The 12,189-nt window shown below is 71.9% G+C and carries 14 protein-coding genes; 8 read left to right on the top strand and 6 right to left on the bottom strand.

Going from position 1 to position 12,189, the window contains the following annotated elements; all coding sequences use genetic code 11:
* Nucleotides 1-68 precede the first annotated feature (68 nt).
* Nucleotides 69-980: a DUF2797 domain-containing protein gene (locus OG928_RS20095; protein WP_406285682.1), complete on the top strand. Its 912-nt coding sequence runs from the start codon at nt 69-71 to the stop codon at nt 978-980.
* Nucleotides 981-1,066: 86 nt separating this feature from the next.
* Nucleotides 1,067-1,903: a carboxymuconolactone decarboxylase family protein gene (locus OG928_RS20090; protein WP_406285680.1), complete on the top strand. Its 837-nt coding sequence runs from the start codon at nt 1,067-1,069 to the stop codon at nt 1,901-1,903.
* A gap of 136 nt (nt 1,904-2,039) precedes the next feature.
* On the opposite strand, the gene OG928_RS20085 is transcribed toward OG928_RS20090, so the two are convergent.
* Nucleotides 2,040-3,026, bottom strand: coding sequence for an SDR family NAD(P)-dependent oxidoreductase (locus OG928_RS20085; protein ID WP_406285678.1), 987 nt, complete (start codon nt 3,024-3,026; stop codon nt 2,040-2,042).
* On the bottom strand, nt 3,023-4,234 hold the full coding sequence (locus OG928_RS20080) for a UDP-N-acetylglucosamine--N-acetylmuramyl-(pentapeptide) pyrophosphoryl-undecaprenol N-acetylglucosamine transferase (RefSeq protein ID WP_406285676.1): 1,212 nt from the start codon (nt 4,232-4,234) through the stop codon (nt 3,023-3,025). Before OG928_RS20080 ends, OG928_RS20085 begins: the two co-directional genes overlap by 4 nt.
* A 65-nt stretch (nt 4,235-4,299) precedes the next feature.
* On the opposite strand from OG928_RS20080, the gene OG928_RS20075 reads away from it, so the two are divergent.
* Both OG928_RS20075 and OG928_RS20070 read left to right on the top strand, forming a co-directional pair.
* Nucleotides 4,300-5,001 (top strand): response regulator transcription factor, encoded by a 702-nt coding sequence (locus OG928_RS20075; protein ID WP_406285673.1) that lies wholly within the window; start codon nt 4,300-4,302, stop codon nt 4,999-5,001.
* Nucleotides 4,998-6,362 carry a sensor histidine kinase gene (locus tag OG928_RS20070; RefSeq protein ID WP_406285671.1) on the top strand — a complete coding sequence of 455 codons (1,365 nt, stop codon included), beginning with the start codon at nt 4,998-5,000 and terminating at the stop codon, nt 6,360-6,362. The genes OG928_RS20075 and OG928_RS20070 overlap by 4 nt, the downstream gene beginning before the upstream one ends.
* Before the next feature lie 109 nt (nt 6,363-6,471).
* On the opposite strand, the gene OG928_RS20065 is transcribed toward OG928_RS20070, so the two are convergent.
* A complete protein-coding gene (locus tag OG928_RS20065; protein WP_406285670.1) occupies nt 6,472-7,458 on the bottom strand; it encodes an AraC family transcriptional regulator in 987 nt (328 codons plus the stop codon).
* 80 nt (nt 7,459-7,538) lie between these two features.
* Between OG928_RS20065 and OG928_RS20060 the strand changes: the two genes are divergently transcribed.
* The 3 genes from OG928_RS20060 to OG928_RS20050 are packed head-to-tail and all read left to right on the top strand — an operon-like array spanning nt 7,539 to nt 9,459.
* Complete coding sequence (locus OG928_RS20060) at nt 7,539-8,402, top strand: NAD(P)H-binding protein (protein ID WP_406285668.1); 864 nt, start codon at nt 7,539-7,541, stop codon at nt 8,400-8,402.
* A 2-nt stretch (nt 8,403-8,404) separates the two neighbouring features.
* Nucleotides 8,405-8,884: a DUF1772 domain-containing protein gene (locus OG928_RS20055; RefSeq protein ID WP_406285666.1), complete on the top strand. Its 480-nt coding sequence runs from the start codon at nt 8,405-8,407 to the stop codon at nt 8,882-8,884.
* A gap of 32 nt (nt 8,885-8,916) precedes the next feature.
* A complete protein-coding gene (locus OG928_RS20050) occupies nt 8,917-9,459 on the top strand; it encodes a DUF1772 domain-containing protein (RefSeq protein ID WP_406285664.1) in 543 nt (180 codons plus the stop codon).
* A 78-nt stretch (nt 9,460-9,537) separates the two neighbouring features.
* Here the strand turns inward: OG928_RS20050 and OG928_RS20045 are convergent, their stop codons facing one another.
* The 3 genes from OG928_RS20045 to OG928_RS20035 form a co-directional block, all read right to left on the bottom strand.
* Nucleotides 9,538-9,954, bottom strand: coding sequence for a type II toxin-antitoxin system VapC family toxin (locus OG928_RS20045; protein ID WP_406285662.1), 417 nt, complete (start codon nt 9,952-9,954; stop codon nt 9,538-9,540).
* Entirely contained in the window at nt 9,930-10,235 is a 306-nt protein-coding gene (locus OG928_RS20040) for a hypothetical protein (protein WP_406285660.1), read from the bottom strand. Before OG928_RS20040 ends, OG928_RS20045 begins: the two co-directional genes overlap by 25 nt.
* 104 nt (nt 10,236-10,339) lie before the next feature.
* Nucleotides 10,340-11,533: an RtcB family protein gene (locus OG928_RS20035; RefSeq protein ID WP_406285658.1), complete on the bottom strand. Its 1,194-nt coding sequence runs from the start codon at nt 11,531-11,533 to the stop codon at nt 10,340-10,342.
* Nucleotides 11,534-11,960: 427 nt separating this feature from the next.
* Here OG928_RS20035 and OG928_RS20030 point away from each other — a divergent pair, with 427 nt between their 5' ends.
* Nucleotides 11,961-12,179, top strand: coding sequence for a hypothetical protein (locus tag OG928_RS20030; protein ID WP_406285657.1), 219 nt, complete (start codon nt 11,961-11,963; stop codon nt 12,177-12,179).
* The last annotated feature ends 10 nt before the right edge of the window (nt 12,180-12,189 follow it).

The raw sequence follows: 12,189 nt of genomic DNA, 5'->3' as shown, positions 1-12,189 counted from the left end.
CGGCCCGGCCGGCGACCGTGGGCGATCGAGCCCGGCCGACGTCGGGGCCGCCCGGCTATCGTGCTGCCATGACCGTTCCCCCGCCGCGAACCGGCCTGCTCGCCACCGGGATCCGTTGGCGCGACGGCCGGGCGAACCTGGTGCTGACCGATCCGGCCGACGAGCAGACCCTCCAGCCGCTGACTCCCGGCACGATCGCCGGCTGGCGGCTCGACGGCCCACGCACCTGCGTGGGGATCCGGGCCAAGGCGGGCCGGCGCGTGCCGTGCCCCCGGAGCACCGCGCTGCCGGAGACCGCGCCGCGCGCGCAGTGCGAGCGGTGCGCGCTCGCCGACCCGAGCCGGGCCCTCGCGCGCGATCAGGCGATGGACGATCCGCGGCCCTTCTCGCTCTACCTCGCGTGGTTCGGCCCCGGCCTGGTCAAGGTCGGCCTGACCGCCACCGAACGCCGCGCGGCCCGACTCGCCGACCAGGGCGCGCCGATGTTCACCTGGCTCGCACACGGTCCGCTGGTCGCCGTGCGCGGCACCGAACGCAAGTGCTCGGCCACCGGGACGGTCCGCGAACGCATACCGCACCGGGCCAAGGCCGCGGCCTGGTGGCGCCCCCGGGTGGCCGGCCCACCGCAGGAACTCGCGGACGCGCACGCCCGATTGACGCCGCTGCTGCCGGACACTCTGACCCCGGCCCCCTGCGACATCCAGGACCTGACCGGCTTCTACGGCCTCACGGACGCGCCGCCGCCGACCCGGGACCAGGCCGCGTCGCTCGCCCAGGACGCCCTGCTGCACGGCGAGTTCACCTGCGTCGCGGGCCACGACGCGCTGATCACCACGGACACCGGCCCGCTGTTCGTGGACCTGCGCCTGCTCACCGGCTGGCACCTGACCCCGGACCGGGGCCGCACGTCCGGCGTCACCGTCAAGCCACTGGACACCGGCCGCGCACCGGACGGGTCGGTGCAGGAGGAGTTGTTCTAGTGCCGCGCCGGGCAAGCCGATTTCGGCCCGGCTCGGTGCCTCGATCGGTTGACTTCGAGTTCACTCCAACTCGTACAGTCCGAACCATGAACTCCACCAGCGCCACCATCGCCCACGCCGACCCGACCGGCTCCGACGACCGCTACGGCCGCGGCTTGGCCGTGCTGCGCCGGGTAACCGGCGTCGAGCGGCCCGCCGTGCTCGACAGCCTCGCCGACATCGCGCCCGATCTGGCCCGCTACACCGTCGAGTTCGGCTACGGCGACATCCTTTCCCGCCCCGGATTGACGCTCCCGCAACGGGAGTTGGCCACCGTCGCGGCGCTCGCCGCGCTCGGGAACGCCGCGCCGCAACTGCGCTTCCACCTGGCCGGCGCGCTCAACGTCGGGTGCACGCGGCGGGAGATCGTCGAGACGCTCATCCACGTCGGCCTGTACGCCGGGTTCCCGGCGGCGTTGAACGCGATGGGCGCCGCCCGCGAGGTGTTCGAGACGCACCCTGCGGCAGCCGAGACCGCGGCCCCGGAGCAGGTCGGGCCCGCCGACGGCGATCGCTACCACCGCGGCCTGGCCGCGCTGACCGAGATCGACGGACACGCCGGCGAGGCGGTGCTCGCGTCGCTGCGCGACATAGCGCCCGACCTGGGCCGCTACATCGTCGAGTTCGCGTTCGGCGACGTCTACTCGCGCCCCGGACTCGACCTCAAGTCGCGGGAGTTGGCCACGGTCGCGATGTGCACCGCACTCGGCACGGCCGCGCCGCAGCTCGCGGTGCACATCCACGGCCTGCTCAATGTCGGCGGCACCGAGGAGGAGGTCGTCGAGACGATCACCCAGATGGTGAGCTACGCCGGCTTCCCCGCCGCGCTGAACGCGATCGCCGTCGCCCGCGAGGTCTTCGCCGCGCGCGCCGAGGCGTGCTAGCCGTCTTCGAACCCTGGGGCGTGCCCCTCGCCCCGCGGCAGCATGTACACGTCGCGGCCCTCCGCGTCCACGAACGCATCGCCTCGTCGGTTGCCCCATCGGTTCGGCCCCACCACATCGGGCCCACCCGGGCGGTTCAGACCTGGTAGCGGTCCGCGGCGAAGGCCCGCGGGTTCGCCGCGATCCACTCCGAGGTCCGGCGCAGGCCCTCGATCAGCTCGACCCGCGGCTTCCAGCCCGCGAGTTCGCGCGCCTTGGTGTTGTCGGCGAGCAGCCGCTCCACCTCGCTGCCGCCCGGACGCAGCCGGGACGGGTCGACCACGACCTCGGCGTCCCGGCCGGACGCGATGATCAGCGCCTGCGCGAGGGCGCCGATCGAGACCTCGGTGCCGGTGCCCAGGTTGATCACCTCACCGAGCGTGGCGTCCGCGAGCGCGACCGCCAGGAAGCCCTCGGCGGTGTCGGTCGCGTAGGTGAAGTCCCGGGTCGGGGTCAGCGAGCCCAGCCGCACCTCGCGGCTGCCCGCGTGCAGCTGGGCCAGGATCGTCGGGATCACCGCGCGGGCCGACTGGCGCGGTCCGTAGGTGTTGAACGGCCGCACCACCGACACCGGCAGCTCGAACGCGTGCCGGTAGGACAGCGCCATCATGTCCGCGCCGATCTTCGAGGCGGAGTACGGCGATTGCGGCTGAAGCGGGTGCCGCTCACTGATCGGCACGGTGATCGCGGTCCCGTACACCTCGCTGGTCGAGGTGTGCACGAGCCGCGCGCCGTGGCGCACGCACGCCGCGGCGATGTTCTGCGTGCCGACCACATTGGTCTGCACGTACGCCTCGGGCGCCTGGTAGCTGTACGGGATCCCGATCAGCGCGGCCAGGTGGAACACCGTGTCGCAGCCCTCGACCGCGTCCAGCACGCGGTGCGCGTCCCGGACGTCGCCCGCGAGCATCTCGACCCGGCCGGCGGCCAGGTGGTCGGCGAGGTAGCCGCGTTCGGCGTACGGCTTGTAGTGCACCAGGGCCCGCACCCGCGCGCCGCGCTCGATCAGCAGATCGACCAGCGTGCTGCCGATGAAGCCCTCCGCGCCGGTGACGAGGACGGTGCGTCCGGTCCAGTCGTTCATGCGATCCTCCGGGATTCGTGAGTGGGTTCGACCGCCGGCCGGGGGATCCGGCCGATGGTGCGGAGCACCTTCGCGGCGAGCAGGTCCGCCGCCCGGGCGTGCGTGCCCGGTTCGCCCGCGCGGGCCATCGCGGCGAGCCGCGACGGGTCGGCGAGCAGCGGTTCGAGCAGGCTCGCCAGGTGGTCGCCGGTGCACGCGCCGTCCGGCACGAGCAGCCCCGCGCCCGCGTCGGAGAGCACCCGGGCGTTGTGCGTCTGGTGGTCGTGCGGCGCGTGCGGGTACGGCACGAGCACGGCGGGGACGCCCACCGTGGCCAGCTCCGCGACGGTCGCCGAACCGGCCCGGCAGACCACCAGGTCGGCGGCGGCGTACGCGAGGTCCATCCGGTCCAGGTAGGCGACCGCCTCGGCGACCCGGATGCCCGCGAGCCGGGACCGGACCTCGTCGAACGCGGCCGGGCCGGTCTTGACCAGGAGCCGGACGTCGATCCGGTCCCGCCAGCGCTCGGCCAACGCCACCGCCGCCTCGGTCAGCCGGGTCGCGCCCAGGCTGCCGCCGTTGAACAGCACCAGCCGGGCCCCGCGCGGCACGCCGAACCGGGCCCGCGCCCGGTCCCGCAGAGCGGTCCGGTCCAGCTCGGCCACCTCGCCCACCAGCGGCATCCCGACCGTCTCGGCGGTGATGCCCGCCGGCAGGTGGGCGCGGGTGCGATCGAAGGCGAGCGCGACGTTCGGGGTCAGCCTGACCGCGAACCGGTTCGCCCGACCCGGTACCGCGTTCGACTCGTGCACGACGCTCGGCAACCCGGCGAGCCGGGCGCCGACGATCGCCGGGGCACTGGGATAGCCGCCCATGCCGACCGCGATCTGCGCGCCCTGCGCCCGCAGGATCTCCCGGCATCGCAGACCCGACCGCAGCAGCGCGGCCGGCAGCAGATAGCGCCGCAGGCCCAACGCCGCGTCGAACGGGATCATGTCGACGGTGTGCAGCCGGTATCCCGCCGCCGGGATCAGCCGGGTCTCCAGACCGCGGTCGGTGCCCACGAACGCGATCACCGCTCGCGGATCGGCCCGGCGCAACGCGTCGGCGAGCGCCAGGCCCGGGTAGATGTGTCCGCCGGTGCCACCGGCGCCGATCAGCACCGAAAGCGGGCCGTCCCGGCGTGTGTCGGCCGATTGAACCTCGGGTTCCCCGTGTGGTGTCCGCATGACACCGAAGCCTCACGGGGCGGGATAAGAGAGTTCTAAGCGTCGCTTTTGAGAACCTTGGCCCCATGGGCAACGGGCTGAAGGTGCTGGTCGTGGACGACGACCCGGAGGTGCGCGCCGCCGTCGAGGACGGCCTCGCCGTCGAGGGCTACCGCGTGCGCGGCGCCGCCGACGGACCGGCGGCGCTGAGCGAGGTGGCCGGCTGGCAGCCCGACGCGATCGTGCTCGACATCCTGATGCCGGTGCTCGACGGCCTCGCCGTGTGCCGCCGGCTGCGCGCGCTCGGCGACCGCACGCCGATCCTGGTGCTGACCGCGCGCGACTCGGTCAGCGATCGGGTGGACGGCCTGGACGCGGGCGCCGACGACTACCTGGTCAAACCGTTCGCGCTCGACGAGCTGACCGCCCGGCTGCGCGCGCTGCTGCGGCGCGCGGCCCCCGCCCCGGCCGAGGACCGCGCCTACACGTACGGCGACCTCACCGTCGATCCGCTCACCCGCACCGGCGATCGGGCCGGTCGGCCGCTGGAGTTCTCGCGCACCGAGTTCGCGCTGCTCGAACTCCTGCTGCTGCACCCCGGACAGGTGCTCCCGCGCGAAGTGATCATGGACCGGGTGTGGGGCGCCGACTTCGGCCCCGACTCCAACTCGCTCGCGGTGTACATCGGCTACCTGCGCCGCAAGCTCGACGCGGGCGGCGAACCGCGCCTGGTGCACACCGTGCACGGTGTCGGCTACCGCCTCGACCGCGACCCGGACCGCGGATGAGGGCGCACGCGCGGTGGCGCCGGCGCCGGCCGCTGCGCACCCGCCTGGCGCTCGCGTGCACCGCCGCGGTGGCCCTGGTCGTGCTGGGCGTCTGCGCGGCGGCCTACACGATCATCCGCTACGAACTCGTACACCAGCTCGACCTCAACCTCACCCAGCAGGCCACCCTCGTCCGGCAGCAGAACCGGACCGAACCGCCGCAGGTCCTGCACGGCGAGTGCGCCTACCTCGCGGCCCCGCCCTGCACCCAGATCGTGCCCGCCGACCCGGCCGCCGACCCCGCCGCGCCGTACGTGCTGCCGATCAACCGGGCCACCCGCGAGGTCGCGGCCGGCGAGCGCCGCGCGTTCTACACGAAGATCACCGTCGGCGGCCGGCAGGCCAGGATGCTGACCACCTACGCCGGCCCCGGCAAGGCCGTCCAGGTCGCGCTGCGCTCGGACACCGTGGACCAGGGCGTGCGGCAGGCCGGCGAGCTGATGGCGGCCGTGGCCGCGACCGGCGTGCTGCTCGCGGCCGGGCTCGGCTACGCGGTGGCCCGGACCGGCCTCGCGCCGGTCGCCCGACTGACCGCGACCGCGAAACGGATCGCCGCGACCCGCGACGCGAGCCTGCGGATCGAACTGCCGCCGGGTCACCGCGAGGACGAACTCACCAGCCTGGCCGAGAGCTTCAACACCATGCTCGGCGAGTTGGAGCAGTCGGTAGCGGCCCAGCGCCGACTCGTCGCGGACGCCTCGCACGAACTCCGCACTCCCCTGACCGCGCTCCGCACCAACGCCGAACTCCTGGCCAGGGCCGACCGCCTGACCGACAGTCAGCGCGAACGCGCCACCGCGGGGCTGCAACGCCAACTGCGCGAGGTGACCGGCATGGTCAACGACCTGATCGAGCTCGCCCGGGACGAGGAGCCGCTGCCGCTGGTCGAGCAGGTCCCGCTGGGCGCGCTCGTCGAACACTGCGTCGGGGCGGCACGCGGCCATTGGCCGACCGCGACCTTCGCGTTCGTCGACCTCGCGGACGGCCGCACGATCCCGGGCGTGCCGGCTCGGCTGGCCCGGCTCGTGTCGAACCTGCTGGACAACGCCGCCAAGTTCAGCCCGCCCGGCGCCCCGGTCGAGGTGATGCTGGCCGCCGACCTCGAACTGACCGTGCGCGACCACGGCCCCGGCATCGCCCCCGAGGACCTGCCGTACGTCTTCGACCGCTTCTACCGCGCGTCCGCGGCGCGCGCGCTGCCCGGTTCGGGTCTGGGCCTGGCGATGGCCCGGCAGATCGCCAAGGCGCACGGCGCCGCGCTGACCGCCGAGGCCGCGCCGGGCGGCGGGGCGCTGTTCCGGATGCGCTTCGAGGCGCGCTGAGGCCGGGCGGCGGGGCCGTCGCGGGTCGCGCGGGGTCGGCCCGGACCGACCCCGCCGGTGCGCGGCGCGCGCAGCGCGACACACGCGGCCCGGCGCGCACCGCGTCGGTTCACCTCGCCGCCATCTGGTGCAGCGACCCGTCGACGCCGACCCGCTCGCGCCGCAACGCGCGCGTGCGGTGCTCGCGCGGGCTGATCCCGCGCACCCGCTTGAAGGCCGTGCTGAACGCGAACGCGTCGCCGTATCCCACCTTTTCGGCCACCCCGCCCACCGAGGCCCCCGGCTCGCACAGCAGGTCGGCGGCGAGCGCCAGACGCCAGGAGGTGAGGAAGGCCATCGGCGGCTCGCCGATCAGGTCGGCGAACCGGCGCGCGAGGGAGGCCCGCGAGACTCCGACGGCGGAGGCCAACGAACCGACGGTCCACGGCTGTTCGGGGTTGTTGTAGATCAGGCACAGGGCCTGGCCGACCATCGGATCCCGATAGCCCTGGTACCAGCCGGGGGCGTCCCGCCCCGATTCCGCGAACCACGTGCGCAGCACCGCGATCAGGAGCAGGTCCAACACCCGGTCCAGGACCGCCTCCTGGCCCGGCTCGTCCTTGACGATCTCGGAGGCCAGGAGCGGGATCACCGGGCAGTCCCGCTCGTCCGGCCGGACCACCAGGAGCCTGGGCAGCGCCTCCAGGAGCGGGCGGCTGACCTCGCCGGCCAGCTGATAGGTGCCGGTCAGCATGATCGTCTCGGCGTCCGCGCTGTTGCCCCACGTCCGCACCCCCAGGGCCATGGCCTTCGCCAGGTCCTGTCCGTCCGGCGTCGTACAGCGCTGTCCCGGATGAATGATGATCTGCGGCAGCGACGTCGGATCGTCGCAGATCCGGTAGTGGTCGGGGCCGCTGACGATCGCCACGTCCCCCGCCTCCAACCGCTTCGCGTCGCCGCGATCGAGGTTGATCCACGCGTGACCGCGCACGATCGCCACCAGGGTCAGCGGGGCCTCGTCGTGGATGCGCATCGACCACGGCGGACTCAGCATCGAGCGAAGCAGGAAGGCCCCCTGTGCTCGGGGGCCGTTGAGCAGACTCGCGAGAGCGTCCATCCCGAAACCGTAGACGATCAAACATGTAATTGCGCGCCTCAGCGATGTTCAGTCTCACTCCGCTCGACTTGAATATGGGCATGACGACGAGCGAGCAGAACCCCACCGGCACCACCGACCACTCCGACGGCACGACGCTCGTGCTCGGCGGGACCGGCAAGACCGGCCGCCGGGTGGCCGAAAGGCTTACCGCGCTGGGCCGTTCGGTTCGGATCGGCTCGCGCTCCGCGGCCATCCCGTTCGACTGGACCGACCGCACGACCTGGGCGCCCGCCCTGCGCGGCGTGGACAGCGTGTACATCTCCTTCCAGCCCGACATCGCCGCCCCCGGCGGCGCGGACACGGTCGGCGCCTTCGCCGACCTGGCGGCGGACAGCGGTGTGCGGCACCTGGTCCTGCTGTCCGGGCGCGGCGAGCCCGAGGCACAGGACGCCGAGGCCCGGGTGCGTGCCGCAGGCACCTATTGGACGATCGTCAGGGCGAGCTTCTTCGCCCAGAACTTCGACGAGGGCGAGTTCCTCGGCCCGATCCTCGACGGCGAGATGGCCCTGCCGGTCGGCGACGTGGGCGAACCCTTCATCGACGTGGACGACATCGCCGACGTCGCGGTGGCCGCGCTGACCGAGGACGGCCACCAGGGTCAGCTCTACGAGGTGACCGGGCCGCGATTGCTGTCCTTCGCCGACGCGGTGGCCGAGATAGCCAGGGCCGCCGGCCGCGAGATCACTTTCGTCCAGGTGCCGTTGGCGGCATACTCAGCCGTCCTCACCGAACACCAGGTGCCGCAGGAGGTCATCGACCTCCTGAGCTTCCTGTTCGGCGAGGTGCTCGACGGACGCAACGCGCACGTCACCGACGGTGTGCAGCGCGCGCTCGGTCGGGCCCCCCGCGACTTCTCCGACTACGCACGTGACGCCGCAGCACGCGGCGTCTGGAAGGTGTGACCATGAGCGGCCCCCTGTTCGTCCTGACCCTCGTAGCGGCCATCGGCTGCGCCACCATGGGCGGAGTCTTCTTCGGCTTCTCCTCGTTCGTCATGGCAGGCCTCGGCCGGCTGCCTTCGGCTCAGGGGGCCGCGGCCATGCGATCGATCAACATCACGGCCGTGACCGCCCCCTTCATGGCCGGCCTGTTCGGAACCGCCCTGCTCTGCCTGGGAGTCGGGATCGTGGCGATCGTCTCGTGGAGCGAGGCGTACGCCGTCTACCTGCTCGCCGGCGCACTGGTCTACCTCGTCGGAACGATCGTGATCACCGCCGGGTACCACGTTCCCCGCAACAACGCGCTCGAGGCCGTCCAGCCGAACTCCCAGGCGGAGGAACGGCTCTGGGCCACGTACCTCGCCGAGTGGACGCGGATGAACCACCTCCGCGCCCTCTCCGGGATCGCGGCCGCGGCCTGCCTCGTGCTCGCCCTCACCAAATAACACCCGAGCCACTCGAAAACGGGGATCCCGGCATGACCCACCCATCCGCCACTCCGAGCACCACCGGATCGTCCCGCGTCCCCGGCATCCTGCTGGGCGCCACCCTTGTCACCACCGGCCTGGTGGCCGGCGTCTACTACTGCTTCGCCGTCGCGATCATGCCCGGCCTGGCGCAGGTCGACGACCGCACCTTCGTCGACGTCCTGCAGCAGGTCAACGAAAAGATCGAGAACCCGTTCTTCTTCGCGAGCTTCTTCGGAGCCCCGATCCTCGGCGCGATCTCCATACATCAACACCGCAAGCTCGGCCACAAGGACGCGACCCGCTGGATCATCGCCGGCGTGGCCCTCTCCGTCCTCGGCATGCTCGTCACCATCGGCGGCAACATCCCGCTCAACAACAAGCTGGCCGACGCCGGCGACCCCGCGAAGATCGCCGACCCCGCCGCCCTGCGCGAATCCGTCGAGAACACCTGGAACGCCTGGAACATCACCCGCACCCTGGCCGGTACGGCGGCCCTGGCCGCCCTCACCCGAGCCGCGATCCTGCACGGCCGAGCCACCCGCAACCGCTGACCACACCCCGGAACGTCGAAGTCCCGCCCGGATCCGGGCGGGACTTCGACGTTCCACGGCTCGACCGACGCGCTCGGCTCAGACATGCACCAGACGCACACGCTTGCCACACAGCCGCTGCATGTCGTCCACATCGCTGGTCAGCATGGTCAGCGCCCCGGACCGAGCAAGCGCCGTCGCAGCGACCAAGGCGTCGATGGCGTACTTGTGGCCGTGCAGTCCGACGGCCCGCAACAGATCCGAGGCGTCCCGCGCCACGCGCTCCGTCACCGGTTCGAGGGTCAGCAGGGACAGGGCATATGAGAGGGCGGACGCGCTCAGTCGGGAGTGTTGTACCTCCACCAGCGTGATCACGCTGACGATCACCTGGATCCGGTGTTCCCGGGCGTAGCCGAGATAGGACATCACCCGCTTGTCCCGCTCGACGGCGAGGGACAGGCCCGCGCTGTCGAGGACGAGACACCCGCCCGTCAGGCGCTGCGGTTCGCGTGCCACTGCTCGCCTTGGTGCGCCTCGTTCAACCGATCGGCGTCGCGGAACGCCTCCGCGGCCTCGTCCAGGAATTCCTGGGGAAGCGGCCCGTGCTCCTCGATGTACGCGTCGACGAACTCGCCGAGCTTGTCGTTCTCCAACTGGCGCTGTATGGCCGTCGCCACGTAGCTGCTGAAGGCACCGGGGCCGATGCGCTCCCGCACCTCCTCGGCCAACGCCTCGGGAAGCGAAACGCTGTACTTCTTGCTCACCCCACCGCGGGGTCCGCTGCGTGCCTCACTCATGGATCAACGGTACTACCAATTGTGGCATTGCTCATCTTCAGGGCATTGCGAGTGCGCAGAGCCCGATCGCTCGGACCCTCCGCACTCGCGCCCCGGAAGCGTCGTCAGCCCTTCACGCAGACGACCTGACGCAGTTCGGCGACGACCTCCACGAGGTCCTGCTGCTGGCGCATGACCTGCTCGATCTTCTTGTACGCGCCGGGGATCTCGTCGACGACGCCCGAGTCCTTGCGGCACTCGACGCCCTCGGTCTGCTTGGCGAGGTCCTCGACCGTGAAGCGCTTCTTTGCCGCGTTGCGGCTCATCTTGCGACCGGCGCCGTGCGAGGCCGAGTTGAACGCGTCCACGTTGCCGAGTCCGCGGACGATGTACGAACGCGTCCCCATCGAGCCGGGGATGATGCCGAGCTCACCGACGCCCGCCCGGATCGCGCCCTTGCGGGTCACGAGCAGATCCACACCGTCGTACGTCTCCTCCGAGACGTAGTTGTGGTGGCAGCTGATCGGCTCCTCGAAGCTCACCCGCGCCTTGCGGAACTCGCGCCGGATCACCTCCTGGAACAGCGCCATCATGATCGCGCGGTTCCTCGCCGCGTACTCCTGGGCCCAGTACAGGTCGGACCGGTAGGCGTCCATCTGCGGGGTGTCGCTGATGAACACCGCGAGGTCGTGGTCGACGATGCCCTGGTTGTGCGGCAGCGAACGAGCCACCGACATGTGGTGATCCGCGAGTTCCTTGCCGATGTTGCGCGAGCCCGAGTGCAGCATGAGCCATACCGAACCGGACATATCTACACAAAGTTCGACAAAGTGATTCCCGGATCCAAGCGAACCCATCTGCTTCGTGGCCCGCTCCCGGCGGAACTTCACCGCGTCCGCGACATCGTCGAAGCGCGCCCAGAACTCGGCCCAGCCCGCCGTCGAGAGGCCGTACAGCTTGCTCGGGTCGACCGCCTCGCCGTGCATGCCCATGCCGACCGGGATGGCCTGCTCGATCTTCGACCGCACCCGGGACAGGTCGTCGGGCAGGTCGGCCGCGGTGAGCGAGGTCTTGACCGCGCTCATCCCACACCCGATGTCCACCCCCACCGCCGCCGGGCAGACCGCGTCGCGCATGGCGATGACCGAGCCGACGGTGGCGCCGCGGCCGAAGTGGACGTCGGGCATCACGGCGAGGCCGTGCAGCCACGGAAGGGTGGTGATGTTGCGGAGCTGCTGCATGGCCTGGCCCTCGACCGCGGCGGGGTCGGTCCACATGCGGATCGGCACCCGGGCGCCCGGGACCTCGGTGTACGACATGACTGAGTCACTCTCCTGAGTGGGTACGGCTGAAACTGAGCGCGAAGGCTCGAAGACTTGGGTGGCTGCCCCGGCGCACGCCGGATAGTGAGCCCGGGTGCGGCACAGGGCAGCCGGTGGCGGGGACCGCAGGGTTTGGCGACTGCGGGACCCGCGGAGAGAAGCGAAGCAGGGGTTACACGCGGCGGGCCGCAGCGCTCCTGACGGGGCGTCGGCTGTTGTCACGGAACCGCACCGGCTCGCTCCTCTCCCTACGGGGACAGGGCACACGGAAGGCCCCGTCGTGGTTCGGCCTCCATCAAGCCACGGCAACGCCCGACGCCGCAAAGGGTTTTCGGGAAGGAGTGGGCGAGCCCTCGTGCGCGCCCCCGGTACACACCGCGCGCCGCTGTGACAGCCAACCGGGTCGGGCGTACATTCCCAAGGCATGTTCGTCGTCGGGGTATGCGCGTGGATCACCGCCGTCGCCTGTGTCGTGTTCGGGCGTGATCGACGTCGGGTGCGCGTACCGCCCGTCGTGCGCGACTTCGACGGCGACGGACCCCTGGAGCGCACCGAGTTCCCGCGGCCCGCGCGGATCGGGTGGATCGCCGGCGGGGCCGCGGCCCTGGTGGGTTCCGCGGCCCTCGTCATGTGCGTCAGATGAGACCCGGCAC

Origin of the sequence: Embleya sp. NBC_00896 (genome assembly GCF_045207785.1) — a bacterium.
Lineage (GTDB): Bacteria > Actinomycetota > Actinomycetes > Streptomycetales > Streptomycetaceae > Embleya.
Note: the sequence above shows the minus strand (reverse complement) of the source record. Positions and strands in the feature narration are given on the sequence as shown.

Bases quoted from the DNA above. Each gene is read 5' to 3' on its own strand.
- OG928_RS20030 (WP_406285657.1), top strand. From the start codon at position 11,961: ATGTTCGTCGTCGGGGTATGCGCGTGGATCACCGCCGTCGCCTGTGTC.
- OG928_RS20050 (WP_406285664.1), top strand. From the start codon at position 8,917: ATGACCCACCCATCCGCCACTCCGAGCACCACCGGATCGTCCCGCGTC.
- OG928_RS20080 (WP_406285676.1), bottom strand. From the start codon at position 4,234: ATGCGGACACCACACGGGGAACCCGAGGTTCAATCGGCCGACACACGC.
- OG928_RS20055 (WP_406285666.1), top strand. From the start codon at position 8,405: ATGAGCGGCCCCCTGTTCGTCCTGACCCTCGTAGCGGCCATCGGCTGC.
- OG928_RS20090 (WP_406285680.1), top strand. From the start codon at position 1,067: ATGAACTCCACCAGCGCCACCATCGCCCACGCCGACCCGACCGGCTCC.
- OG928_RS20070 (WP_406285671.1), top strand. From the start codon at position 4,998: ATGAGGGCGCACGCGCGGTGGCGCCGGCGCCGGCCGCTGCGCACCCGC.
- OG928_RS20085 (WP_406285678.1), bottom strand. From the start codon at position 3,026: ATGAACGACTGGACCGGACGCACCGTCCTCGTCACCGGCGCGGAGGGC.
- OG928_RS20035 (WP_406285658.1), bottom strand. From the start codon at position 11,533: ATGTCGTACACCGAGGTCCCGGGCGCCCGGGTGCCGATCCGCATGTGG.
- OG928_RS20075 (WP_406285673.1), top strand. From the start codon at position 4,300: ATGGGCAACGGGCTGAAGGTGCTGGTCGTGGACGACGACCCGGAGGTG.
- OG928_RS20095 (WP_406285682.1), top strand. From the start codon at position 69: ATGACCGTTCCCCCGCCGCGAACCGGCCTGCTCGCCACCGGGATCCGT.
- OG928_RS20060 (WP_406285668.1), top strand. From the start codon at position 7,539: ATGACGACGAGCGAGCAGAACCCCACCGGCACCACCGACCACTCCGAC.
- OG928_RS20065 (WP_406285670.1), bottom strand. From the start codon at position 7,458: ATGGACGCTCTCGCGAGTCTGCTCAACGGCCCCCGAGCACAGGGGGCC.
- OG928_RS20040 (WP_406285660.1), bottom strand. From the start codon at position 10,235: ATGAGTGAGGCACGCAGCGGACCCCGCGGTGGGGTGAGCAAGAAGTAC.